Raw genomic sequence first — 22,988 nt, 5'->3', positions numbered from 1 at the left:
GGACGGCCCGGCGGGCGCGGCGGTACGCTGGCGCGCATGGAGAGACCGCTGGTGTGTGTGGGGGCGCTCGTGTGGGGCAAAGGCGGACGGGTGCTGCTCGTGCGCACCACGAAGTGGCGCGGGCTGTGGGGCGTGCCGGGCGGCAAGGTCGAGTGGGGCGAGACGCTGCTCGACGCCGTGCAGCGCGAATTTCAGGAGGAGGTCGGCCTGCGCCTGGAGGACGTGCAGTACGCGCAGACGCAGGAGTCGGTCCTCAGCGGGGAGTTCCACAAGCCCGCGCACATGCTGCTGGTGGATTTCCTGGCGACGACCGCGGATCACGACGTGAAGCCGAACGAGGAGATCGAGGAGTGGGCCTGGGTGCACCTGCACGAGGCGCTGGAGTACCCGCTGAACACGGCGACGCGCTCACTGGTGACCCTGGCGCTGCGGCAGGGCGAGGCGTGACCGGCGGGCAGGGCACAGCGGCGCAGGGCGAGGCGGCACAGGCGGCGCTACAGGGCGCGGCGGGCCAGGACAGAGCGGGCCAGGACGGGGGGAGACGGGGCACGGCGCTGGTGACGGGCGCGGCGCGCGGGATCGGGCGCGGACTGGCGGTCGCGCTGGCCGCCGAGGGCTTCGACGTGGCCGTCCACTACCGCTCCAGCGAGGCCGACGCCCGCGAGACCGCCCGGCAGTGCGGGGCGCTGGGTGTGCGGGCGGCGACCCTGAGGGCCGACCTGGGCAGCCCGGCGGGGGCGCGGGCGCTGGTGCGCGCGGCGCACGCGGCGTTCCCGGAGTCCGGGCTGGCGGTGCTGGTGAACAACGTGGGGAACTACGTGAACCGCCCGCTGCTGGACGTGACGGACGAGCAGTGGGCCGACATGCTGGGCAGCAACCTGACGGCCACGTTCGCCACCTGCCAGGAGGCGGCGCCGCTGCTGCGCGCGCGCGGCTGGGGCCGGATCGTGAACCTGGGGTTCGCGGGCGCGTCGGCGGACGTGGCGCGGCCCGGGATCGTCCCGTACGTGATCGCCAAGGCGGGCGTGGCGCAGCTGTCACGGTCGCTGGCGGTGACGCTGGCGGGCAGCGGCGTGAGCGTGAACGTGGTCAGTCCCGGCGTGATCGAGACGAGTGTCAGCCAGCCCGTGCGGGAGATCCCGGCGGGGCGGGTGGGCACGGTGGCGGAACTGGTTGGGGCGGCGCTGTTCTTCGTGCGGGCCAGCGATTACGTGACCGGGCAGGACCTGGAAGTTGCGGGCGGCTGGCACCTCTGACCCGACTGCCGCGCTGACCCGCCCGCAGCTCGGGAGCGGGGCGCCCGCCGCCGGAACCGAGCGGACGTGCCCCGACCTCTGGGCCGTGGGGCAGGGGACTCGCGGGCTGCCGCTCTGCCGACGAGTCTGCGGGAAGCCCTGCGTTCCCCAGGGCTCGCTGCCCCGGCCGGACTGACGTTTCTCATCTCCCGGAGGTCGTTTGCCCCTTGCACCTACCCTGGGCAATGAGCCGGGCCACAGGATTTCATCACCCTTCGCAATGTCCTTACGTATGTAAGGTCCGAAAGGGCCTGAGCCCTCAATTGACAGACAAATGCCCAAACAGTCAGATGAGAAGCATGAGCCTTAAGAGATTTGAGAATCTGTCAGATAAACGTGTCCCGATATACGAGACAGCGATTTTGCTCGCCCTGCTGTCAGGTTTCTGTGATTTTTGTACTGCCCGGAACCACAATTCCGGCACGAAGCGCCACGTTCATCAACATGGGACGTTCAGCTGCGTATCATCTGCGAAGTTCCCAATTTCGCTTGACAGCGCCATACACGCCGTGTTCGCACGGCAGCCATTCTCATCTGTCAGGTTGCGGAACTGTCCCAGGAGGTCGTCTCAATGAACGCACGCACCACTACCCTCGGTACCCTCGCGCTGACCCTGCTCCTCGCCGCCTGCGGCAGCCAGCAGACCGCCCCCACCACCGACGTCATCTCCCGCGGCCAGACGAGCGCGCCCCTCCTGGGCACCAGCAACCCCGAAGCGATCCCCGGCCAGTACATCGTGGTCTTCAGCGACGGCGCCGCCGGTGGCCTGAGCAGCCAGAGCGCCAGCGGCCTGATCAGCACCCTGGGCCTCGACCCGCAGGGCGTGCAGATCCAGCAGGTGTACGGCGCGGCCCTGAACGGCTTCGCGGCCAAACTCAGCACCCAGAACCTCGCCAAGCTGCAGGCCGACAAGCGCGTCAAGTACATCGAGCAGGACGCCAAGATGCACGCCACCGCCACGCAGACCGGCGCCACCTGGGGCATCGACCGCATCGACCAGCGCAACCTCCCCCTGGACGGCAGCTACACCTACAACAGCACCGCCAGCGGCGTGAAGGCGTACATCATCGACACCGGCATCAACACCGCCCACACCGCCTTCGGGGGCCGCGCCATCTGGGGCACGAACACCACCGGCGACGGCCAGAACATCGACTGCCAGGGTCACGGCACCCACGTGGCCGGGACGGTGGGCAGCTCCACCTACGGCGTCGCCAAGGGCGTGACCCTGATCGCCGTGAAGGTCCTGGGCTGTGACGGCACCGGCACGAACTCCGGCGTGATCGCCGGCGTGAACTGGGCCGTGAGCAACAAGGGCAGCGGCGCGGCCGTCGCCAACATGAGCCTGGGCGGCGGCGCCAGCCAGGCCGTCGACGACGCCGTGAACAACGCCGCCGCGCAGAACCTCGTGATGGCGGTCGCCGCCGGCAACGAGAACCAGAACGCCTGCAACGTCTCCCCCGCCCGCGCCGCCAGCGCCATCACCGTCGGCGCCACCACCAAGACCGACAGCCGCGACACCACCTACAGCAACTTCGGCAGCTGCCTGGACATCTTCGCGCCCGGCACCGGCATCACCAGCACCTGGATCGGCAGCACCACCGCCACGAACACCATCAGCGGCACCTCCATGGCCACCCCGCACGTCGCGGGCGCCGCCGCGCTGCTGATCGCCGCCGGGAACACCACCACCAGCGCCGTGACGAGCGCCATGCTGAACAGCGCCACCAACGGCAAGGTCACGAACGCGGGCACGGGCAGCCCCACCCGCCTGCTGTACACCGGCACCGGCACGACCACGCCCCCCAGCACCGGCACGACGACCACGTACACGGGCAGCGTCAGCCAGGGGACGAGCAGCTACAAGCCCGGCACGAGCGGCTTCAGCTACGCGGGCGGCACCCTCAAGGCCACCCTCAGCGGCCCCTCCGGCACCGACTTTGACCTCTACCTCCAGAAGTACAACGGCAGCACCTGGGCCGACGTCGCCGCCAGCGAGAGCGGCACCAGCAGCGAGAGCGTCAACTACGCCGCTGCCAGCGGCACCTACCGCTGGGAAGTTTACGCCTACAGCGGCACCGGCTCCTACACCCTCACCGAGACCAAGTAACCCCCCGGCCCCGGTGGACCAGCTGTGCCCACGCGCCTGACCCGCCGGTCCGTCCTCTCCCCCCATTCCCCTTCCGGAGGTTCCGTCATGTTCAAACCCCTGCACGCCGCCCTGACCGCCCTGGGTATCCTGGCCCTGAGCGCCTGCTCCACCCAGACCGCCCCGCAGGCCACGCTGCCCGAGGAGACCCTCACGGTCACCGGCACCGAGAAGGCCTTCCCCGACACGATCGGCAGCCAGATCGTGTACGGCACGGTCACGAGCGTCACCAACCGTCCCTATCAGGTGAGCGTCACGCCCAGCACCGAACTGTCGGGCGGCTGGTGCGGCGGCACCCTGATCAGCGCCAACTGGGTGCTGACCGCCGCGCACTGCGTGGTCGGCTACAGCGCCAGCCAGATGCGCGTCCGCGCCGGGATCAACGACCTGACCACCACCAGCGGCCAGCTGCGCACCCCGTCGCAGATCATCGTCCACCCGAACTACTCCAGTAACGGCGACGCGTACGACATCGCCCTGATCAAGGTGGGCACCGCGTTCACGCTGGGCAGCACCGTGGCGACCGCCGCGCTGCCGAACAACACCACCGAGAGCGTGCTGGACGTGAACGGTAAGTACGCCACCGTCAGCGGCTGGGGCAAGACCGAGACCGGCGCGTACAGCAACCGCGCGCTGCGCGAGGTAACAATCCCGATCACCCCCACCGGCAGCGACTGCGGCAGCCGCCCCGGCAACACCATCTGCGGTAAGTACGACGCCGGGAAGGACTCCTGCAACGGCGACAGCGGCGGCCCGCTCGCCGCGCGCTACAACAACCGCTTCTACGTGCTGGGCGTCGTGTCCTACGGCCCGGTGGAATGCCGCGGCTACGGCGTGTACACCCGCGTGAACGGCTACATCAACTGGATCGCCACGAACACCGGCGTCACCGCGCAGTAAGTCCAGTTGCCGTCCAGGCACCGGCCCCCGCACGCGCGGGGCCGGTGCGCTGCTGTGTGCGGCGGGCGGCGCACAATACCGGCATGCCCCTGCCCGCCCATCAGGCTCCCCTCGCCGATCACGCCGCAGCCGCCGCCCACCTGTCCCGCGACCCCGTCCTGGCCGGGGTGATCGCCCGGGTGGGTGACCTGCCGGTCCTGACGCCCACCGCCGATCCGTTCGGGACGCTGATCCGGAACGTGACGGGGCAGCAGCTGAGCGTGAAGGCCGCCGCGAGCATCCACGCCCGCGTGACGGCCACCCTGGGCGAGGTCACGGCCGACACGCTGCTGGCCGCCAGTGGCGACACGCTGCGCGGCGCGGGCCTGTCGTGGGCGAAGGTGCGGACCGTGCAGGCCATCGCGCAGGCCGCGAAGACCGGCGCGGTGGACTTCGCGCACCTGAGCGAGCAGGACGACGAGACCGTGATCGCCGAACTGCTGCCCCTGCCCGGCATCGGCCGCTGGACCGCCGAGATGTTCCTGATTTTCGCCCTGGCCCGCGCGGACGTGTTCAGCCTCGGGGACCTCGCGCTGCGCCAGGGCCTCGCGCGACTGCACCCGGACGCGCCCGCCGCCGACGTGCTGCCCCGCTGGGCGCCGTACCGCACCCTGGCCGCCCGTTACGTGTGGGCGGACAACGCCCGCGTGAAGGCCGGCGGGGAACCGGCGTGACCGGCTGATGGCTGATGGCTGATGGTCAACAGCGTGTCCGTCAAGCCGACCCACTCCCCACAACCCACTCCCTACTGCCCCTTCTGCCACTCCTCGAACGGAATGCGGTCAATGACGAACGTGTCGCGGGTGCGGGCGTACGTGCCGCGTCCGCCCATGCGGCCGATCAGGTCCAGCGCGCCGGTGTCCACGTGGTACCGGTCGGCGTCCTGCACGGCGTCCGCGCGCAGGGTCAGGCCCAGCACCTCGCCCAGGATGATGCGGGTGCGGCCGATCAGCACGGTCTGCACCTCGCGGCATTCCAGCGCGGCGGGCGCGGCGGCCACGCGCGGCACGGCGACCTTCACGCCCGGCGCGAGGGAAATGCCCAGCGCGTCCGGCTCCCCCTGCCCGTGCGGGAAGTCGGTGGCGGTGGCGTTCATGGTGACGGCCAGCGCCTCGCTGACGAGGTTCACGGTGAACTCGCCGCCCGCGGCGATATTCAGGGCGGTGTCCTTCGGGGTGCCGTCGGTGCGGTCGCCGGGCGCGAAGGCCACGACGGGCGGGTCGCTGCCCATCAGGCCGAAGAAGGAGTACGGCGCGAGGTTCACGTGCCCGCCCTCGCCCAGCGTGCTCACCCACGCGATCGGGCGGGGCGTGACGGTCGCCGTGAGCAGCTTGTACCGCGCCGCGCCGGGCAGCGCCGTCAGGTCGAAGTGCGTCACCGGGAGGGCGTCCGGTGCAGAAGCGGGAGACGTCATGCGCGCAGCGTAGCGGTAGCATGGCCAGCATGACTGAGCCTCAGCCCACCTCGTACCGGGAGGCGTACGCCCGGCTGAGCCGCATCGCCGCCGAACTCGAATCCGGCGAGGCCGACCTCGACCGCGTCCTGCCGCTGCTGGAGGACGCCCGCGCCGCCTACGCCCAGTGCCGCGAACGGATCGAGGCGGTGCGCGCTGTGCTGGCTGGAGACTGGGCTGACGGCAGCGACGCAGACGAAACCGACACGGACAACACGGACGACGCGGAGTAAGTGGGGAGTGGGTCGGAGGTCAGCCCCGATCCACTCCCCACTGCCTACTTCCCACTCCCCGTTTCCAGCGCCGCGACCGCCTGCGCGACCGGGGTGTCCCCGGCGACCACCTCAAAGGTCTGCCCCACGCTGCTCGGGTCGTTCAGGCAGGCGAGCACCACGGCCGCCACGTCGTCGCGGGCGATCATGCCGCGCGGGGCGGGCATCCCGGCGCTGACCATGCCGGTGCCCGGGGCGTCGGTCAGGCCGCCGGGCCGCACGACCGTCCAGTCCAGCCCACTGGCCTGCACGTGCGCGTCCGAGACGGCCTTGACGCGCAGCACGGCGGCCAGGAAGGGCGGCATCTGCTCGGGGCGGTCCACGCCCATGGAACTGACCACCACCAGCCGCGCGGGCCCGCCCGAGGCGCGGCGGCGGACGAGTTCGTCCGTCACGGCGATCAGGGCGTCCCCGTCGATGGCCTGGAAGTGGCCGCTGGCGCCCGCCCCGGCGGCCCACACGACCGCGTCGGCGCCGTCCAGCACGGCCGTCCATTCGCCGGTCAGGTCACCGTGCACCGGCTGCGCACCGTGCAGCGCGAGCATGTCGGCCTGTTCGGGCGTGCGGACCAGTGCGCGCACCTGATGTCCGGCGGCGGCGGCCTGCGCGGCCACGCGGCGGCCCACGCCGCCGGCCGCTCCGATCACTGCGAGATTCATGAGGCGCAGCTTCGCCCGGCGCAGGCCGGAACACTGCGCCATGCCCCACGGTTGCCCCTGCGCCAGAATGCGCAGGCGCCGGGGCGGGGCGCGGGCGTATCCTGCGACCAATGAGTGACGCCGCGCTGCCCGAGAAGCCCGCTGCCCCGTCAGCCGCCAAGGCCCCTGCGGCCGAGCCGCCCGCGCCGCCCGTCATTCCCTGGGTGTACCGGCTGGTCGTGGACACCACCTACCTGCCCGTGATCTTCAGCGGTATGCATCTGGAGGTGCACGGCCGCGAGCACGTGCCGCCGCCCGGCACGCCGCTGGTCGTCGCGGCCAATCACGTGAGCGCCCTGGACCCGTTTCTGGTGGCCCGCGCGCTGCCGCCGGGCCGGTTCCTGCAGTTCATGGCGAAGAAGGAACTGTTCATCCCGGTCATCGGGGACATCATCCGCGCCGGGGGGTCCTTCCCGGTGGACCGCAGCGGGAACGACCTGGGTGCCGTGCGCACGTCGCTGCGCATCCTGAAGGCGAACGGGACGGTGGGGATCTTCCCGCAGGGCACGCGCGGCGGGCATGAAATGCAGGGCGGCGTCGCCCTGATCGCCGCGAAGGGCCGCGCGCCCATCCTGCCCGCCGGGGTCAGCCGCGACGGCAAGCGCTGGATCATCCGCTTCGGGGCGCCCATCCCGCCACGCGGCGGGATCAAGGCCATCACCGGGGAACTCGGCGAGGTGCTGTCCACGCTGGCCGTCCCCGTCGGGCAGCGGCTGTAGCGACCGGCGCTATACTCGCGGGTGACGGCTGCGGGGGGAAGTCCGGTGAGAGTCCGGCCCTGTCGCGCAACGGTAATCCTGGCTACGGCTGGGGAAGGCCGAGCACCTCCGCCGTTCGCGCCGCCCGGAGTGGGCGGGCGTGGCTTGACCCCTCGCGGACTGGGGGCACGCCGTGAGCGCCCCCGCGTGGGGCCTGCCACGGACACTGTGTTTCCCGCCGCCGCCCCCAGCCGGGCGGCGCGTTTCGTTGCCGGAGGGAAGGAGTTCCCCATGACGTTCCCCGTGAAAGGCATCCTGACCCTGATCACCCTGAGCGGCGCCCTGAGTGGCGCGGCCGCCGCGACCTCCTACCCGCTGACGATCACCGACGACCTGGGCCGTAAGGTGACCCTGAAGGCCGAGCCGAAGCGGATCGTCAGCGTGCTGCCCAGCACCAGCGAGACCGTGTGCGCGCTGGGCCTGTGCGACCGGCTGGTGGGGGTGGACGACTACAGTGACTACCCGCAGCAGGTGACGAAACTGCCCAAGGTGGGCGGCCTGTACAACCCGAACATCGAGGCGATGGTGGCCCTGAAACCCGACGTGGTGCTCGTCAGCCAGTACGGGAAGCTGGCCGAGCCGCTGACGCAGGCGGGCGTCACCGTGATCGCCGTGAACCCCGAGACGTACGACGAGGTGTTCAGCAAGACGCTGCTGCTCGGCAAGATCCTGAACCGCGAGGCGCAGGCCAAGGCCCTGGTCGGAAAGATCAAGGGGGACATCGCCCGCGTGGAGATCCTCACGAAGAACGCCGTGCGTCAGCCCACCGCGTACTTCGAGATCGACCCCACGCCTTACTCGATCGGGCCGAACTCGTTCATGGGCGTGCTGCTCACCAAGGCGGGCGCGCGGAACATCATCCCCGCCAGCATGGGCGACTTCCCGAAGGTGGACCCGGAATTCATCGTGAAGGCCAACCCGCAGCTGATCCTGGGCGTGGACGCGAAGACGGCGGGCGCACGCCCCGGCTGGAGCGGCATCAGCGCGCTGAAAGCCGGGAAGGTCCGGGACATCCCGGCTGAACTGAACAGCATGCTGGGCCGCCCGGGGCCGCGTCTGGGGCAGGCGCTGATGGGCCTGGCGAAACTGATTCACCCGGAACTGTTCAAGTAAATGCAGGCCGCCGCGCCGCGCCGGGGGCTGGGGGTGGGCCTGGGCACGCTGCTGCTCGCGGCGCTGCTGCTGGCCGCTGTCGTCCTGGGCACCGGGCTGGGCAGCGTCACCATTCCGCCCGGCGAGGTGCTGGGCGCGCTGTGGCGCGGCGCGACCCGGCAGGCGCTGGAGGGCAACGACGTGATCGTGTGGCAGATCCGCCTGCCGCGCGTGGTCATGGGCGCGCTGGTGGGCGCGAGCCTCAGCGTGTGCGGGGGCGCCTTCCAGGGCGTGTTCCGTAACCCTCTGGCGGACCCGTACCTGCTGGGCGTCGCCAGCGGCAGCGCACTGGGCGCCACGGTCGCCATCGTGGCCGGGTGGCCCCGCGCGCTGATCCCGGTGTCGGCGCTGCTGACCGCGCTGGTCGCCGTGGCGTGCACGCTGTCCCTGGCACGTGAGGGACGGCGTTTTCCCCCCACGCGGCTGATCCTGGCAGGCGTGGTGGTGGGCAGCGTCCTGAGCGCCGCGACCACCGCGCTGATCCTGCGCGGCGAGGACCGCGCGCGGCAGGTGCTGGCGTACACGCTGGGCGACCTGGGCTTCAGCGGCTGGCGGGACGTGCTGACCGTGCTGCCGTACGCCGCGCTGGGCTGCGGGGCGCTGCTGCTGCTGGCGCGCGCGCTGGACACCCTGCAACTGGGCGAACTGACCGCCCGCAGCCTGGGCGTCCCCGTCGAGCGGCTGCGGCTGATCGCGGTGCTGGCCGCGAGCCTCGCCACGGCAGGCGCGGTGGCGTACGTGGGTGTGATCGGCTTCGTGGGCCTGATCGTGCCGCACATGATCCGCCTCGCGTTCGGGCCCGGGCACCGCACGCTGCTGCCCCTCTCGGCGCTGCTGGGCGGGGCGCTGCTGGTTGGCGCGGACCTGCTGGCCCGCACCACGCCGCTGTCGCAGGTGGGCATCGTGACGACCCTGCTGGGCGGCCCGTTCTTCCTGTGGCTGCTGCGCAAGGAACGCCATGACTGACCTGCTGCACCACACGGCGCCACGCCAGCCGGAGGCGACCCCCCGGGACGCCCTGGTCGCGCGGGACGTGCACGTGCAGGCCGGGTCATTCCCAGCGGTGCGGGGCGTGAGTGCGGCGTTCCGGCCCGGCGTGTTCAGCGCTGTGATCGGCCCGAACGGCGCCGGGAAGAGCACGCTGCTGCGCGCGCTGCTGGGCCTGAACCCGGTCACGGGGGGCGAGGTGACCCTGGCCGGGCGGCCCCTGAATGCCTGGAGCCGCGCGCAGCGGTCGCGGCAGTTGGCGTACCTCGCGCAGAGCGAGGGCCTGCCGGACGGCGCGCGCGTGCGGGACGTGGTGGCGCTGGGGCGCGGCGCGGGCGACTGGCGCTTTGGGCTGCTGCCCCGCACCCCCTGGACCCCCGCCGACGAGGCTGCCGTGGACGCCGCGCTGGACCGCACCGACACCCGCCGTTTCGAGGACCGCCGCGTGTCGGAACTCAGCGGCGGGGAGCGGCAGCGGGCGGCGCTGGCCCGCGCGCTGGCGGCCGAACCGCGCTTCCTGCTCCTGGACGAACCCACCAACCACCTCGACCTCGCGTACGCGCTGGACGTCGTGCGGTACCTGCGCTGCGAGGTCGCGGGCGGCCTGGGCGTCGTGGCGGTGCTGCACGACCTGAACCTCGCCGCGCGCGCCGATCACCTCGTGCTGCTCTGCGGGGGGCGGGTGCAGGCCAGCGGCACCCCGCACGAGGTGCTGACGCCCGAGCACCTGCACGCCGCGTACGGGCTGCACGTCAACGTGGTGCAGCACGCAGACCGCCTGCTGGTCATCCCGCAGGATTGAGCAGCGTCACCCAAGGAGAGGCATGCCCCCGAAGTTCTTCCCCACCCACGGCCACCTGCTCGTCTGCCAGGGCCCCAACTGTCAGGCGCGCGGCTCGGCTCTGCTGCACAAGGCACTCTGGAATCACCTGGAACGCCAGTCGCTGGCGTACTACAAACGCGGCGGGACGCTGCGCCTCACCGAGAGCGGCTGCCTGGGCGCGTGCAGCTACGGCCCGGCCCTGTGCGTGTACCGCCCGGATCCCGGCGGGGCAGGCCTGGAGGAAGCGTGGTACGCCGCCGTGGACTTCCCGCTCGCCGCGCGGGTCGCGCAGGCCATCCACGACCGCACGCCCCTGCCCGCCGAGCACCGCTACGGACCGGACGAACAGGCCACGCGGTCGTAAGCATCATGTGTGAGCAGAATTCTGAACTTCTCCTGCTCGACTTCGTGCAGGTCGTTCTGGCACGCCCACGGATGTATACGATCCACGGTTCGTTCGACGAAGTTGTGGCGTTCATTCGTGGTTACCACGCCGGGCATGGTCATTCCGAAACACGCTGGTTCGACTTTCTCGATTCGGAGCGACGTGCTGACGAACATATAGAACACTTCTTCCTAAGTGTGCGCCAGCGATGCCCCGATGACGCAGCCGCCGTTCGGGAACTACACACTCTCTACACCGAGTTTCTTCAGCGCACTATGGGCTGACACCACGCCATCAGTCGGGAGCGGGTCGTATGGGAGTGAGCTTCTGCGTCCGTGAACAGGATCGGAGGTCAGGGGGTGGGCAGGTCGCCTGCGGTGCGGGGTTCGCGCAGGGGTTCGTCGTTGTGTTCCCGCCGGAAGGCCGCCGACTGTTCGTAGACGTGGCGGCGGGCGCGCATGGCGCTGCCGAGCGGGCGGTGCGCGGCGTGGGCATGCCAGGGGCTGAAGCTCAGGCGGTCGTCGGCGAACACCAGTTTGTCGGGCCGCGCGGGGTCCTGCGGGGGGACGTGCAACCGGGCGACGGTCACGAAGGGGCTGAGGGTCTCGTCCCAGCGGACCGAGCCGTCCTCGATGGGCATGCGGGTCTCGTCGGTGCACAGCTGCGCGCGCAGGTCCCAGGTGCCGCCCGACGCGCGGATGACCTGGGCGACGGCGTCTCGCAGGGCGTCGGCGCGGCCCGGCCCCAGGACGCGCACCGCCTGCCCGGTCAGGGCGCGCAGGTGCTCGGCGGTGGGGACCAGCGCCACCTTCGCCACGTACTCGCCCCAGCGGATGGGCAGCTGCGAGTAGTACGTCTCGCCCAGCGGGTGCGTGTAGGGGTGCCCGCCGAGCTGTTTCAGGGCACCGGCCAGCGGGCTGCCCTCGGGCGCCACGCGCGCCGCGACCTGCGCGCCCAGCGCGGCGGCGACCTTGAGTTCCTCCGGGGCGTTCAGGGTCAGGCGGATGGGCAGCTGGTTGTTCAGGAACCCGCCCGCGTCCTTCGCGGCGAACACGGGCCCGTTGTTGAGCAGGAAGTCCTGCGTGACCTCGCCCGCGTGCCCGTCCAGCATGGGGGCGGGCGGGCCGATCACCTTCAGGGCCAGCGCGCGCGGCGTGGACACGCTGTCCGGCAGGATGTCCCCGGGCGGGGTGGAGAGCCGCGCGGCCGCCGGGTAGCGCCCGGGCGCGGCGAACAGCCCCTGCGCGAGGTGAGGCGGCAGGTCCGGGACCTCCAGTTCCCCGATCAGCAGGCCGTGACCCTTGCTGTGCACGGGGCGCACCGCGTGGTGGTAGCGGGTGTGGAAGGCCTCGCTGTAGCCCTGCATGACGCGGGCCAGCTGCGCGAAGGTGCGCGCCTCGTCAGGCTGCGGGCGTTCCAGGTCGTCGCGGTACCGCACGAAGTCGGGGCTCATAAGGACTCCGACTGAATGGTTTGCCAAAACCGTTCAGTTCGAGCGGATGCGAGTTGGAGCGGAACGGATTCCGGGCGTGGAGTGGGCACCCCGGTGTCCTTCCGGGTTGAGGGCGAAACAGACGGAATCCGTATCATGCCGCGAGCGTACCTGCCGGGGCTGCCCGGGCGCCTTGAGCCAACATGAAGAGGGGGGGCTGACCCGGCGGCCAGTCCCCCTCTCCCTGCGCGTGCTTCCTGCGTGTGCGGTCAGCCGCGCACGACGTCCAGGATCTTGTCGCCGTACTTGCCCAGGCGGGCCTGCCCCATGCCCTTGACCTCGCGCAGGTCGTCCAGGGTGTACGGGACGCGCCGGGCGATCTCGGCCAGGGTGGCGTTGCTGGCGATGATGAAGCGGCTGATCTCCTGGCGTTTGGCCTCGGCGTTGCGCCACTCGCGCAGGCGGGCGTACACGGCCATCTGCTCGTCGGTGAGGTTCGCCGCCGGGTCCTCCTTCCCGCCGGGCAGGTCGGGCGGCAGGATGACCGGGGCGGGCTCGGGCGTAGGTTCCGGTTCCGGCTGGGCGTCGGCGGGCTGCGCCGTGACCGGCTCGGTCTGTTCCCCGTCGGGCTGGTCGTGTTTCTCGACGGCCTGATGGCGCACGTCCGGCACCTGCGGGAGGTTCGGGGCGTCGGGCCCGCTGCTGACCGGGGTGGGCAGCGGCGCGGCCGTCTGCGCGGGTGAGTCGCTGAACACGATCTCGGGCTCCCAGGTCTCCTCCGGCTCCGGCTGGGGCGCAGGGGCGGGGTTGGGTGTGCTCACGGGGGCCGCAGCGGGAGGCTCGAAGGTGAAGCGTTCGGGCATGTCCGGCTGGGACGGAGTGCTGGGCGCGTCGGGCTGCTCGCCGCGCGCACCGGTCACGGGCGGGCGGAAGTCGCGGCGCTCGAAGCGGTCGCGGCCCCCCCGCTCGCGGCGGTCGTCGCGCCGGTCATCCCGGCGGCCCCCGCGTTCCCGGCGCTCGAAGCGGTCGCGGCTCTCGCGGCGCTCCCGGAACTCGCCCCGCTGATCCGGGCGGGCCTCTGCCCGACCATCCGGGCGGCCCTCCGGGCGCTGCTCGCGGCGGTCCTCCTCCTGCGGCGCGGCCGCCTCCGGGGTCGTCGGCGCGGCGGGTTCATCCTCTGCGGCGCTCTCGCCGCGCAGCAGGGCCAGCGCCACTCGGGCGTCCTCCAGGCCGGGCGTGATCAGGACGCCGCCCGGTACGCTGCGCGCGGCGGCCAGCACGCCGCCCAGCGGCGCCTCGCTGTCGGCCGCCTCGTCCGGCGCCAGGAGCAGCGCGGTCGGCCCGGCGGGCTGCGCCGCGCCGCCCAGCCGCTCGGCCAGTTGCGTGGTCGTGCGGGCCACGCGCGCCAGCCGCAGCGGCAGCGTCGCCACGTCCCGCAGCGCCAGCGCCACGCTCAGGTCGCTGGGCGCGGCCGCCACCGGGGCGGGCGCGGACCCCGCGCCGAACAGGGCGCTCAGGGGCGCGTCGCCGTGCCCGGTCAGGGTCACGCTGTCGCGGTACACGACCAGCCGCGCGCCCTGCGCGAGCCAGGTGCCGCCGGGGGCCAGCGTGGCGTCCACGATCACGGGCACCCCGGCGCGGCGCGCGCGCTCCAGTTCGGCCGGGGTGGGTTCCAGCAGCCACACGGCGCGCGCGCCGCGCCAGTCGGCGTCCACACTCGCGGCGGCCAGCCCGGCGGCGGCCAGGGCCTCGCGGCTGACGCGCACGCGGGCGTCCACGCGCAGCGTGCCCGCGCCCAGGTGCTCGGCCAGCTGGCGGGCCAGGGCCGTCTCGTCGCGCAGCAGCAGGCCCCACGCGGCGCCTTCCAGGTCGGCGAGCGCCCCGGCGAGGCGGGCGTGCGGATCGCCCCGCCCGGCGTGCAGGCGCACGAGCCGGGCGTCAGGGCGCACAGAAGTCACGGGATCAGTCATGCCCTCCATTCTGACGCACCGCGCGCCGCGCGCGCCGCCACACGTCCGGGGGGCCTCCCTTCACGTTCGCGGCCCGCCCGGTCACCTGCGACTCCCGGGCACGCAAACGCCCAGAGCCTTACAAACCCCGCGCGCCAAACGCGCCATGCTGGGCCGCAACGGAGGTTCACATGGCGCGTGTCACGCGGTACAGCAAGTTCGAGGGGGAACTCGATCAGCTCGAGAGCAGCGAGCTGATGCAGATGATTCAGGAGGCGCTGCTGGGCCAGGGCATGAACGACCCGTACGACCCGGACCCGGACGCGCGCCCCAGCATGGACGACCTGTTCGACGCCATCTTGCAGGCGCTCGCCGAGCGGAACATGATTCCGGAAGAGCAGCTGATGGAGGCCATGCAGGCCGACGACATCCGCGAGACCGGGCTGGGCCAGCAGATCCAGCGCCTGATGGACAGGCTCCAGCAGGACGGCTTCATCCGCAAGGAGTTCGAGGAGGATGGGGCGGGCGGCGCGGGGGATCCCGGCGACGCGAAGTTCCAGCTGACGGACAAGAGCATCGATTTCCTGGGGTACAAGAGCCTGCGCGACCTGATGGGCGGACTGGGGCGCAGCAGCGCCGGATCGCACGACACCCGTGAGTACGCCTCGGGCGTCGAGATGACCGGTGAACTCAAGGGCTACGAGTTCGGGGACACCATGAACCTCGACACGACCGCCACTCTCGGGAACGTGATCAGCAAGGGCTTCGACAACCTCGAGGAGTCGGACCTGGTCATCCGGCAGGCGGAGTACAACTCGTCGGCGGCGACGGTGGTGCTGCTCGACTGCTCGCATTCCATGATCCTGTACGGCGAGGACCGCTTCACGCCCGCCAAGCAGGTCGCGCTGGCCCTGGCGCACCTGATCCGCACGCAGTACCCCGGGGACACCGTGAAGTTCGTGCTGTTCCACGACAGCGCCGAGGAGGTCCCGGTCGGGAAGCTCGCGCAGGCGCAGATCGGGCCGTACCACACGAACACCGCGGGCGGCCTGCGGCTGGCGCAGCAGCTGCTGAAGCGCGAGAACAAGGATATGAAGCAGATCGTGATGATCACCGACGGGAAACCCTCGGCGCTGACGCTGCCGGACGGACGCATCTACAAGAACGCGTACGGTCTGGACCCCTACGTGTTGGGCGCGACGCTGCGCGAGGTCGCGAACTGCCGCCGCAGCGGGATTCAGGTGAACACGTTCATGCTGGCCCGCGACCCGGATCTGGTGGGCTTCGTGCGCCGCGTCAGCGAGATGACGCGCGGCAAGGCGTACTTCACGACGCCGCACAACATCGGGCAGTACGTGCTGATGGACTTCATGACGAACAAGACGAAGATGATCAACTGATCCGGACTCCGGTTGAAAGGTGTGCAACATCTTTCAACCCGAGCGGATGCGAGGCGGAGCAAAGCGGATTCCGGGCGTGGAGTGGGCAACCCGGTGTTCTTCCGGGTGGAGGGCGAAACAGACGGAATCCGTAGACGCGGTGCGGCATTCAGGGGGCGGGCGGCGTGAGGCGGCCTGCCCCTGCCCTTTTATGCTGCCCGTATGAACGTGGATCTGGGGACGGTGCGGGAGCAGCTGGCGCGGACGCCGGGCGTGCTGGACGCGTTGCTGCGGGGCCTGCCGAAGGCGTGGGCGGGGCTGGACGAGGGGCCGGGGACGTGGTCGCCGCGTGGGGTGGTGGCGCACCTGACGCACGCGGACCGCACGAACTGGCTGCCGCGCGCGCGGGTGCTGCTCGCGGCGGGCGAGACGGAGGTGTTCCCCCCGTTTGACCGGGCCGGGCATCAGGCGGCGGAGGCGGCGCAGTCCCTGGATGAGCTGCTGGACGACTTCGCGGCGATGCGGGCAGAGAGCCTGCGGGCACTGGACGCCCTGAACCTGACCCCGGCGGCACTGGCGCGGCGCGGCACGCACCCGGAGTTCGGCCCGGTGACGCTGGGGCAGCTGCTCGCGACCTGGGCGGCGCACGATCTGGATCACGTCCTGCAGATCACGCGCACGCTGGGCGGCGGGTACCGCGAGGCGGTGGGGCCGTGGCAGGCGTACCTGCGGATCATGCGGCCCACCTAGGCCCGCTCACGCAGGCCAGCGTCAGCGGATGCGTTCGCTGAGGCCGGGGGTGGGCTGGCCGCGCAGCAGGTCGGCCAGGACCTGCGCGCCGCGCACGACGCCCAGCGCGGGGCGGCTGAACAGCGCGTTGGCGTCCACCGCCCACACCTCTCCCAGGGGCAGGTCCGGCAGGTCGCGGGCGAAGGTGACGTTGTCGCGCAGGCCGTACCCACAGCACAGGACGACGCTCACGTCGGGCCGCAGGGGCTCGATCTGTTCCCAGGTGGCGCGGCCCGAGTCGGTGCCGGGGGTGCCCAGGACGTTCACGCCGCCCGCCCGCACCACCTGCTCGGGCACCCAGTGCCCACCGTAGAAGGGCGGGTCGGTCCACTCCAGCGTCAGGACGCGCGGGGCGTGCGGGGCGGGCCGGATGGCGTCCCAGTCGGCCTGGGCCTGCCGGACGAGTCGCTCGCCGGTCCCGGGGACGCCGGCGGCGTCGGCCAGGGTGCGCAGGTCGTCCAGGATGCCCTGCACGCTGCGGCCCTCCAGGCTGAGGACGTTCGCGGCGGGCAGGCAGCCGGGCAGGTAGCGCACGGCGTCCTGCAGGGTGCCGGGGGTGACGGCGCAGACCTCGCACACGCCCTGCGTGACGACCAGATCCGGGTTCAGCCGGTCCAGCAGTGCGCCGTCCACCTGGTACAGGGCGCGGCCCTCGCGGACCGCCTCGCTGACGGCGCGGTCGATCTCGGCCTGCGGGGCGCCGCTGTCCACGATGGAGCGGGTCAGGACCGGCAGGTGCCGGGCGCGCGGGTGATCGCAGGAGTGACTGACGCCCACCACGCGCTCCGCCAGGCCCAGGTCGAACAGCAGGTCGGTGGCGCTGGGCAGCAGGCTCACGATGCGTTGGGGGGCAGTCATGACGTCCAGGGTACCGCGCGGGTGGGGGCTTGCCCGGCGGATCTGTGCCGGGCGGCCCGCCCTGAGCCCGGCTTCGGCCGGCGCCCCGGCACTGGGCGCGGAGGGGCTTGCCGCGGGCGGCAGCGTCCACCCCCAGGTCGAGGCGGTCGCTGGTGCTCACGTCGGCGCTGCGAGGTGCGTGGGGCACGGCCCCGAGGGACCCTGGCGGCGGGCTGGCGGCTCGGGCGTGAGGGCGCTGCACGCACTTCATGCCCCCCTCATGGGCTCCGGGGATGGGAGGAGCGCCGATTCCGTCCCGCACGGGAACACCCGCTGATCCTGTCTGACGGTCCTGGCAGACGCGCCTCCCGTGGATGGTGGCGGGCAGCCTTGGCCGCCGCTTCACGCAGCGGCCCCGGCCGGGCGGAGCGGGGCACACTGCGGGCATGCGACTTCCGAAACGACTGCTTCTGACGGCGGCGGTGGGGGCGGTGGCGGCCCGCCGCGTCCTGCGCGCGCCCTACGACCTGACGGGCCGCGCGGCCCTGGTGACCGGCGGCTCGCGGGGCCTGGGCCTGGCGCTGGCCCATGAGCTGCTGACCCGCGGCGCGAGCGTCACGCTGATGGCCCGCACGGCCGCCGACCTGGAGCGCGCCCGCGAGCGCCTGAACGCGGGCGGGCGGGTGCAGGTGGTGGTGGGGGACGTGACCCGGGCGGCCGATCTGGAGCGCGCCGTGCAGGAGACGGTGCGGGCACACGGGCGGCTGGACGTGCTCGTGAACAACGCGGGGCTGATCCAGGTGGGGCCGCTGGCGGACATGACCGAGGCCGACTTCCGCGACATCCTGGAGGTAAACGCCCTGGCCCCGCTGCGCCTGACGCTCGCGGCGCGCCCGCACCTGCGCGGGGGCGGGCGGGTGCTGATCGTGTCGTCGGTGGGGGGGCGGGTGGCGGTGCCGCACCTGGCGCCGTACTCGGTGAGCAAGTTCGCGTCGGCGGGGCTGGGTCAGGCGCTGCGTTCGGAACTGGCGCGCGAGGGCATCACGGTGACGACGGTGCTGCCGGGCCTGATGCGTACCGGTAGTCCCATGAACGCCAGCGTGAAGGGCCGCCACGCGCAGGAGTACGCGTGGTTTGCCACGGCGGACAGCCTGCCGGTGGTGTCGCTGGACGCGCGGGAGGCGGCGCGGCGGATCGTGAACGCCCTGGTGCGCGGGGACGCGGAGACGATGGTGGGCGGCCCGGCATGGCTGCTGCGCGTTGGGCAGGCACTGGCGCCGCAGCTCACGGCGGACCTGATGGCCCTGACGAACCGTCTGCTGCCCGCCCCGGCGGGCACGGACGTCACGCGGGCGGGCCGGGACGTGGAGGGCCACCTCACTCAGGGAAATCCCATCAAGCGCGCGGCGGAAGCGGAGTTCAACCAGCGCGGGGCGCACGGGCAGCCCCGCAGCAGCGACCTGAACTGAGCCTTGAGGGGACGGTCACACGGTGCGCCTGGGCGCAATGTGCCGGGCCGCCCCGGGGTGGACTGACACGGATTCCGTTTGTTTCGTTGACCACCCGGAGCGGCGCCGGGTCGTCAATTCCACGTCCGGAACCCGTTTTTCTCCTCCTCGCATCCGCTCGGATTGAATGGCCTGTAAAGCCATTCAACCGGAGTCCGCACGACCCCTCACCTCCCGCGTGCCCTGCGTTCGTCTCCCTTTCCTGCCGCGACCGTGTCCTGCCGCGCCCGCGCGCCACTTCCGGAGGTTCCCCATGAGCGAAGACCGATCCACTCCCCCACCCGAAGGGAGCACCACGCCCACCGAACCTCAGACCGACGCGGCCGGGCAGCTCCCGGCGCTGGAACGGTCCGTGATGGGCAGCGTGGGCGTGGCCCTGATGGGCGCGGGCCTGCGCAGCGCCCGGCCCATCCAGAAACTGGTGCTGGGCAGCGTGGGCGCCGGGCTGGCCGCGATGGCCGCCACGGGCCGCAACCCCCTGGCGACGGCCTTGAAGATCCGGCAGACGCCGCAGGGCGAGGTCCTCGTCAGTGACGCCGTGACGATCGGCAAGCCGGCGGACGACCTGTACCGCGTGTGGCGCGATCTGGCGGGCCTGCCCCGGCTGATGACGCACCTGAAGGCCGTGGAGGCGCTGGGCGGGCGCCGCTCGCGCTGGACGGTCGAGGCGCCCACCGGGACGGTCAGCTGGGAGGCGGACCTCACGGCGGACGAGCCGGGCCGCCGGATCGCCTGGGCGGCCCTGCCGGGCGCGGCGGTCGAGAACCACGGCGAGGTGCTGTTCCGCCCCGCGCCAGGTGACCGGGGCACCGAGGTCGTCGTGCGCCTCGCGTACCGCCCGCCGGGCGGGTCCGCTGGGGCGATCGCGGCGCGGCTGTTCGGTGAGGAACCCGCGCAGCAGCTGCGGGACGACCTGATGCGCTTCAAGCGTGAGCAGGAGCTGGGCTTCGCGCCCACCACCGAAGGTCAGAGCAGCGCCCGCGCCGGGGGGCAGGCGTGAAGGCCATCGTCTGGCAGGGCGCGAACCGCGTGGGCGTGGAGACGGTCCCGGACCCCACGCTGCTGCTGCCCACCGACGCGATCATCCGGGTGACCTCCACGGCGATCTGCGGCTCGGACCTGCACCTGCTCGACGGCGTGATTCCCAGCATGGAGAAGGGCGACATCCTGGGGCACGAGTTCATGGGCGAGGTCGTAGAGGTCGGCCGGGACGTGCGCCGCCTGAAGGTGGGCGACCGGGTGGTCGTGCCGTTCAACATCTCCTGCGGCGTGTGCGATCCGTGCCGCCGGGGCCTGTTCAGCGCCTGCGACAACTCCAACCCGAACCACCGCATGGCCGAGGCGCTCTACGGCGGCGTGAGCGGCGGCGGGCTGTTCGGGTACTCGCACATGTACGGCGGGTACGCGGGCGGGCAGGCGCAGTACGTGCGGGTGCCGTTCGCGGACGTGGGCCCGCACAGGATCGAGTCGGATCTGCGCGACGAGCAGGTGCTGTTCCTGACCGACATCTTCCCCACCGGGTATCAGGCCGCCGAGAACTGCGGCATCGTGCCGGGCCGGGACGTGGTGGCGGTGTTCGGGGCGGGCCCGGTCGGGCAGTTCGCGGCCCGCAGCGCCCAGATGCTCGGGGCCGCGCACGTGATCGTGATCGACCGGGTGCCCGAGCGGCTGGCCATGGCAGAAGCGGCCGGGTGTCAGGTCATCAACTACGAGCAGGAGGACGTGCTGGTCGCGCTGCGCGAGTCCACCGGCGGGCGCGGCCCGGACCACGTGATCGACGCGGTGGGCATGGAGGCCCACGGGCACGGCCCCGGCGCGCTGGTGGACACCGCCAAGCAGCGCCTGAAGCTCAGTTTCGACCGGATCACGGCGCTGCGCTGGGCGCTGCTGAGCTGCGCCAAGGGCGGCACGGTCAGCCTGCCCGGCGTGTACGGCGGCCTGATCGACAAGGTCCCGATGGGCGCGGCGTTCGCCAAGGGCCTGACCTTCAAGATGGGGCAGACGCACACGCACCGGCACATCGCGCCGCTGCTGTCGCGCATCGAGGCGGGCGAGATCGACCCGAGCTTCGTGATCACGCACCGCGCCTCGCTGGACGACGCGCCGGACCTGTACAGGACCTTCCGGGACAAGCAGGGCGGCTGCATCAAGGTCGTGCTCAACCCCTGGGGCTAGCACGCGAACGACACAGGGGCCGCCCGGCACGCACGTCCGGGCGGCCCCTGTCCCGTGACTCAGCGGCTGGCCCAGAGTTCCACGAGGCCGCGCAGGGTCAGGGTCTCGTCGTAGTGGTCGATCTCGCGGCAGATGCCCTCGATGGTGCGCGAGAAGCCGCCGGTGGCGATGGCGACCGCCGGGCCGGGCAGTTCGGCGCGGATGCGGCGCAGCAGGCCGTCCACCATCTCGGCGTACCCGAACACGAGGCCCGACTGGAGGGCGTGCGTGGTGTTCTTCCCGATGGCCGTGCCCGGCGCCTGGAGCGTGATGCGCGGCAGTTTCGCGGCGCGGCTGAACAGCGCGTCGGCGCTGACCTGCGCGCCGGTGGCGAGCACGCCGCCCAGGAAGCGGCGGCCCCGGCCGATCACGTCGAAGTTCGTACTCGTCCCGAAGTCCACGACGACGGCGTACTCGTGGTGCCCGAGGTACTTCTCGGCGCCGAACAGGTTGCACAGGCGGTCGGCGCCCACGGCGTCGGGCACGTCGAGTTCCACGCTGACGTCGGGGAGGTTCGTGGCGCGCACCTCGAAGGCCTCCACGGCGAAGTGGCGGCGCAGGGCCAGCGCGTAGTTCTCCCCCAGGGGCGGCGCGACACTGCTGAGGATCGCCGCGCGCGGCATGGGCGCCCCCGTGAGCTGCAGCAGCCCGTGCAGGCGCATGGCGAGGTCGTCCGGGAGGTGCTCGCGGTTCGTGCGGATGCGCCAGGTGTTCGTGAGGTTCAGCTGCTCGTCGGCCAGGCCGATCACGGTGCTGGTGTTGCCGATGTCCACGGCCAGGAGGGGGAAAGCAGGCACGCCCGGCATTCTAGGGCAGCCCTGTCCGGTCCTGTCCGGTGTGCGGCGGGCTCAGCGGAGGGTACGGGTCAGTTCGCGGGTCATGAGGTCCTCGGCGGTGGGGCCCCGGAGGCGCCCGAACAGCTGCATGTCCAGGAAGTACACGTGTCCGGCGCGGCTGGCCGGGAGGCGCTGCGCGAAGGGGTTGGCCTGCCAGTCGCGCCGGGCCTGCGCGGCGGTGTTCTTCGCAGAGGCGATCACGAAGATGGCCTCGGCGCGGGTGGCGCTCAGGCCCTCGCTGCTCAGTTTCAGGTAGCCTTCGCCCAGGCTGGGGTCCTGGCGGCCGGGCAGGTCGAGGGTCAGGCCGAGGTTCTGGAAGTACCCGCCGGTCCAGTCGGCCGGGCCGAGGACGGTGTACAGGTCGCGGGTGGCGCCCCCGGCGTTCCAGACGATCAGGGCGCGGCGGCCGCGCAGCCACGCGGGGAGGGTCTGGCGGGCGCGGTCGGCGGCGGCGGCCCGCTGGCGGATGACCTGCGCGGCGCGTTCGGTGCGGTTCACGGCGCGGGCGAGGACCGGCAGGGTCTTCTGCCAGTCGCCGCTGTGGGTGCCGCGAAAGAGCAGAGTGGGCGCGATGGCGTTCAGGGCGGGGTAGGTGTCCTGCGCGAAGTGCTCGCCGACGATCAGGTCGGGCCTCAGGCTGGCGATGACTTCCAGGTTGGGTTTGAAGCGGTCGCCGACGTACGTGGGCGCGCCGGTCACGCGGCTGCCCAGGTAGCGGATCTGGCGGATGGGCGACCCGTACTGGCGCAGGTTGAGCTGGGCGGCCTCGCCGTAGCCGACGGGCTGGATGCCCAGCGAGAGCAGCAGGTCCAGCGCGTGCGGGCCGAGCGCGACGACGCGGATGGCGGGCGCGGGAAGGGTGGTGGTGCCCGCCGCGTGGCGCAGGGTGAGGGGGGCGGCGCCGGCACTGGTCAGGAGGCCGGTCAGGAGCGTGGTGGCGAGCAGCAGGGTGGGGCGGCGCAGGATCACGGGCCCCACTCTGCTTGAATGATAATGAAATATCAATACCCTTATGACGATGTCGCCGGTCACCCTGCCGCCGGGCAGTGGTCCGCACCTCCGGCTGTTCCTGCACGGCGGACACGTCATCCGGGCAGAACTCTCATGCGGGCGGCGCTAGGCTGGCCGGGCCA

General features: G+C 72.1%; 23 protein-coding genes. 16 read left to right on the top strand and 7 right to left on the bottom strand.

Annotated features, from left to right (window positions below; genetic code table 11):
• Positions 1–36: 36 nt before the first annotated feature.
• From AUC44_RS03480 to AUC44_RS03460, 5 genes are all read left to right on the top strand, one after another.
• On the top strand, positions 37–447 hold the full coding sequence (locus AUC44_RS03480; RefSeq protein ID WP_062157415.1) for an NUDIX domain-containing protein: 411 nt from the start codon (positions 37–39) through the stop codon (positions 445–447).
• Positions 444–1,256, top strand: a complete 813-nt coding sequence (tmpR, locus tag AUC44_RS03475) for a bifunctional dihydropteridine reductase/dihydrofolate reductase TmpR (protein ID WP_335338678.1) — start codon at positions 444–446, stop codon at positions 1,254–1,256. The genes AUC44_RS03480 and tmpR overlap by 4 nt, the downstream gene beginning before the upstream one ends.
• Positions 1,257–1,866: 610 nt before the next feature.
• Positions 1,867–3,405 carry a S8 family peptidase gene (locus tag AUC44_RS03470; RefSeq protein ID WP_062157414.1) on the top strand — a complete coding sequence of 513 codons (1,539 nt, stop codon included), beginning with the start codon at positions 1,867–1,869 and terminating at the stop codon, positions 3,403–3,405.
• 87 nt (positions 3,406–3,492) lie between these two features.
• Entirely contained in the window at positions 3,493–4,344 is an 852-nt protein-coding gene (locus tag AUC44_RS03465) for a serine protease (RefSeq protein ID WP_062157413.1), read from the top strand.
• 83 nt (positions 4,345–4,427) lie between these two features.
• Positions 4,428–5,057: a DNA-3-methyladenine glycosylase family protein gene (locus tag AUC44_RS03460; RefSeq protein ID WP_062157412.1), complete on the top strand. Its 630-nt coding sequence runs from the start codon at positions 4,428–4,430 to the stop codon at positions 5,055–5,057.
• 71 nt (positions 5,058–5,128) lie between these two features.
• On the opposite strand, the gene AUC44_RS03455 is transcribed toward AUC44_RS03460, so the two are convergent.
• Entirely contained in the window at positions 5,129–5,797 is a 669-nt protein-coding gene (locus AUC44_RS03455) for a flavin reductase family protein (protein ID WP_062157411.1), read from the bottom strand.
• Positions 5,798–5,826: 29 nt separating this feature from the next.
• Here AUC44_RS03455 and xseB point away from each other — a divergent pair, with 29 nt between their 5' ends.
• Entirely contained in the window at positions 5,827–6,069 is a 243-nt protein-coding gene (gene xseB, locus AUC44_RS03450; RefSeq protein WP_062157410.1) for an exodeoxyribonuclease VII small subunit, read from the top strand.
• 44 nt (positions 6,070–6,113) lie between these two features.
• Here xseB and AUC44_RS03445 read toward each other — a convergent pair whose 3' ends face one another.
• Positions 6,114–6,767 carry an NAD(P)H-binding protein gene (locus tag AUC44_RS03445; RefSeq protein ID WP_197408576.1) on the bottom strand — a complete coding sequence of 218 codons (654 nt, stop codon included), beginning with the start codon at positions 6,765–6,767 and terminating at the stop codon, positions 6,114–6,116.
• A gap of 110 nt (positions 6,768–6,877) precedes the next feature.
• Here AUC44_RS03445 and AUC44_RS03440 point away from each other — a divergent pair, with 110 nt between their 5' ends.
• The 5 genes from AUC44_RS03440 (at position 6,878) to AUC44_RS03420 (ending at position 10,890) form a co-directional block, all read left to right on the top strand.
• Complete coding sequence (locus AUC44_RS03440) at positions 6,878–7,525, top strand: lysophospholipid acyltransferase family protein (protein ID WP_062157408.1); 648 nt, start codon at positions 6,878–6,880, stop codon at positions 7,523–7,525.
• 270 nt (positions 7,526–7,795) lie between these two features.
• The gene (locus AUC44_RS03435; RefSeq protein ID WP_062159657.1) at positions 7,796–8,677 is read left to right on the top strand and encodes an ABC transporter substrate-binding protein; all 882 of its coding nucleotides are present in this window, start codon (positions 7,796–7,798) and stop codon (positions 8,675–8,677) included.
• Positions 8,678–9,682, top strand: a complete 1,005-nt coding sequence (locus tag AUC44_RS03430) for a FecCD family ABC transporter permease (RefSeq protein WP_062157407.1) — start codon at positions 8,678–8,680, stop codon at positions 9,680–9,682. It begins immediately after the preceding gene.
• The gene (locus tag AUC44_RS03425; RefSeq protein WP_062157406.1) at positions 9,675–10,505 is read left to right on the top strand and encodes an ABC transporter ATP-binding protein; all 831 of its coding nucleotides are present in this window, start codon (positions 9,675–9,677) and stop codon (positions 10,503–10,505) included. Before AUC44_RS03430 ends, AUC44_RS03425 begins: the two co-directional genes overlap by 8 nt.
• A gap of 22 nt (positions 10,506–10,527) precedes the next feature.
• The gene (locus AUC44_RS03420) at positions 10,528–10,890 is read left to right on the top strand and encodes a (2Fe-2S) ferredoxin domain-containing protein (RefSeq protein ID WP_062157405.1); all 363 of its coding nucleotides are present in this window, start codon (positions 10,528–10,530) and stop codon (positions 10,888–10,890) included.
• Between the two features lie 373 nt (positions 10,891–11,263).
• On the opposite strand, the gene AUC44_RS03415 is transcribed toward AUC44_RS03420, so the two are convergent.
• Together AUC44_RS03415 and AUC44_RS03410 are read right to left on the bottom strand one after the other, a co-directional pair.
• Positions 11,264–12,364, bottom strand: a complete 1,101-nt coding sequence (locus AUC44_RS03415; RefSeq protein ID WP_062157404.1) for a catalase family protein — start codon at positions 12,362–12,364, stop codon at positions 11,264–11,266.
• 248 nt (positions 12,365–12,612) lie between these two features.
• Positions 12,613–14,313, bottom strand: coding sequence for an HRDC domain-containing protein (locus AUC44_RS03410; protein ID WP_062157403.1), 1,701 nt, complete (start codon positions 14,311–14,313; stop codon positions 12,613–12,615).
• A gap of 170 nt (positions 14,314–14,483) precedes the next feature.
• Here AUC44_RS03410 and AUC44_RS03405 point away from each other — a divergent pair, with 170 nt between their 5' ends.
• On the top strand, positions 14,484–15,692 hold the full coding sequence (locus AUC44_RS03405) for a vWA domain-containing protein (RefSeq protein ID WP_062157402.1): 1,209 nt from the start codon (positions 14,484–14,486) through the stop codon (positions 15,690–15,692).
• A 201-nt stretch (positions 15,693–15,893) separates the two neighbouring features.
• Positions 15,894–16,421, top strand: a complete 528-nt coding sequence (locus tag AUC44_RS03400) for a DinB family protein (RefSeq protein ID WP_062157401.1) — start codon at positions 15,894–15,896, stop codon at positions 16,419–16,421.
• 21 nt (positions 16,422–16,442) lie between these two features.
• Here the strand turns inward: AUC44_RS03400 and AUC44_RS03395 are convergent, their stop codons facing one another.
• Positions 16,443–17,318, bottom strand: coding sequence for a TroA family protein (locus tag AUC44_RS03395; protein WP_062157400.1), 876 nt, complete (start codon positions 17,316–17,318; stop codon positions 16,443–16,445).
• A gap of 425 nt (positions 17,319–17,743) precedes the next feature.
• On the opposite strand from AUC44_RS03395, the gene AUC44_RS03390 reads away from it, so the two are divergent.
• The 3 genes from AUC44_RS03390 (at position 17,744) to AUC44_RS03380 (ending at position 20,980) form a co-directional block, all read left to right on the top strand.
• Entirely contained in the window at positions 17,744–18,766 is a 1,023-nt protein-coding gene (locus tag AUC44_RS03390; RefSeq protein WP_062157399.1) for an SDR family NAD(P)-dependent oxidoreductase, read from the top strand.
• A 292-nt stretch (positions 18,767–19,058) separates the two neighbouring features.
• A complete protein-coding gene (locus AUC44_RS03385) occupies positions 19,059–19,805 on the top strand; it encodes an SRPBCC family protein (protein WP_082688933.1) in 747 nt (248 codons plus the stop codon).
• Positions 19,802–20,980, top strand: a complete 1,179-nt coding sequence (locus AUC44_RS03380; RefSeq protein ID WP_062157398.1) for a zinc-dependent alcohol dehydrogenase — start codon at positions 19,802–19,804, stop codon at positions 20,978–20,980. Before AUC44_RS03385 ends, AUC44_RS03380 begins: the two co-directional genes overlap by 4 nt.
• A gap of 59 nt (positions 20,981–21,039) precedes the next feature.
• Here AUC44_RS03380 and AUC44_RS03375 read toward each other — a convergent pair whose 3' ends face one another.
• Positions 21,040–21,816 carry a type III pantothenate kinase gene (locus AUC44_RS03375; RefSeq protein ID WP_062157397.1) on the bottom strand — a complete coding sequence of 259 codons (777 nt, stop codon included), beginning with the start codon at positions 21,814–21,816 and terminating at the stop codon, positions 21,040–21,042.
• Positions 21,817–21,867: 51 nt separating this feature from the next.
• A complete protein-coding gene (locus AUC44_RS03370) occupies positions 21,868–22,824 on the bottom strand; it encodes an ABC transporter substrate-binding protein (protein ID WP_231724511.1) in 957 nt (318 codons plus the stop codon).
• Positions 22,825–22,988: the final 164 nt, after the last annotated feature.

The sequence above is a fragment of the Deinococcus actinosclerus genome (genome assembly GCF_001507665.1).
GTDB lineage: Bacteria > Deinococcota > Deinococci > Deinococcales > Deinococcaceae > Deinococcus > Deinococcus actinosclerus.
The sequence above is the reverse complement of the archived record's forward strand: the minus strand, read 5'-3'. Positions and strand labels throughout refer to the sequence as shown.

What these genes read in the sequence shown, in the direction of transcription:
- AUC44_RS03480 (WP_062157415.1), top strand. Translation starts at nt 37, where the DNA reads ATGGAGAGACCGCTGGTGTGTGTGGGGGCGCTCGTGTGGGGCAAAGGC.
- AUC44_RS03470 (WP_062157414.1), top strand. Translation starts at nt 1,867, where the DNA reads ATGAACGCACGCACCACTACCCTCGGTACCCTCGCGCTGACCCTGCTC.
- AUC44_RS03465 (WP_062157413.1), top strand. Translation starts at nt 3,493, where the DNA reads ATGTTCAAACCCCTGCACGCCGCCCTGACCGCCCTGGGTATCCTGGCC.
- AUC44_RS03460 (WP_062157412.1), top strand. Translation starts at nt 4,428, where the DNA reads ATGCCCCTGCCCGCCCATCAGGCTCCCCTCGCCGATCACGCCGCAGCC.
- AUC44_RS03455 (WP_062157411.1), bottom strand. Translation starts at nt 5,797, where the DNA reads ATGACGTCTCCCGCTTCTGCACCGGACGCCCTCCCGGTGACGCACTTC.
- xseB (WP_062157410.1), top strand. Translation starts at nt 5,827, where the DNA reads ATGACTGAGCCTCAGCCCACCTCGTACCGGGAGGCGTACGCCCGGCTG.
- AUC44_RS03445 (WP_197408576.1), bottom strand. Translation starts at nt 6,767, where the DNA reads ATGAATCTCGCAGTGATCGGAGCGGCCGGCGGCGTGGGCCGCCGCGTG.
- AUC44_RS03440 (WP_062157408.1), top strand. Translation starts at nt 6,878, where the DNA reads ATGAGTGACGCCGCGCTGCCCGAGAAGCCCGCTGCCCCGTCAGCCGCC.
- AUC44_RS03435 (WP_062159657.1), top strand. Translation starts at nt 7,796, where the DNA reads ATGACGTTCCCCGTGAAAGGCATCCTGACCCTGATCACCCTGAGCGGC.
- AUC44_RS03430 (WP_062157407.1), top strand. Translation starts at nt 8,678, where the DNA reads ATGCAGGCCGCCGCGCCGCGCCGGGGGCTGGGGGTGGGCCTGGGCACG.
- AUC44_RS03425 (WP_062157406.1), top strand. Translation starts at nt 9,675, where the DNA reads ATGACTGACCTGCTGCACCACACGGCGCCACGCCAGCCGGAGGCGACC.
- AUC44_RS03420 (WP_062157405.1), top strand. Translation starts at nt 10,528, where the DNA reads ATGCCCCCGAAGTTCTTCCCCACCCACGGCCACCTGCTCGTCTGCCAG.
- AUC44_RS03415 (WP_062157404.1), bottom strand. Translation starts at nt 12,364, where the DNA reads ATGAGCCCCGACTTCGTGCGGTACCGCGACGACCTGGAACGCCCGCAG.
- AUC44_RS03410 (WP_062157403.1), bottom strand. Translation starts at nt 14,313, where the DNA reads ATGACTGATCCCGTGACTTCTGTGCGCCCTGACGCCCGGCTCGTGCGC.
- AUC44_RS03405 (WP_062157402.1), top strand. Translation starts at nt 14,484, where the DNA reads ATGGCGCGTGTCACGCGGTACAGCAAGTTCGAGGGGGAACTCGATCAG.
- AUC44_RS03400 (WP_062157401.1), top strand. Translation starts at nt 15,894, where the DNA reads ATGAACGTGGATCTGGGGACGGTGCGGGAGCAGCTGGCGCGGACGCCG.
- AUC44_RS03395 (WP_062157400.1), bottom strand. Translation starts at nt 17,318, where the DNA reads ATGACTGCCCCCCAACGCATCGTGAGCCTGCTGCCCAGCGCCACCGAC.
- AUC44_RS03390 (WP_062157399.1), top strand. Translation starts at nt 17,744, where the DNA reads ATGCGACTTCCGAAACGACTGCTTCTGACGGCGGCGGTGGGGGCGGTG.
- AUC44_RS03385 (WP_082688933.1), top strand. Translation starts at nt 19,059, where the DNA reads ATGAGCGAAGACCGATCCACTCCCCCACCCGAAGGGAGCACCACGCCC.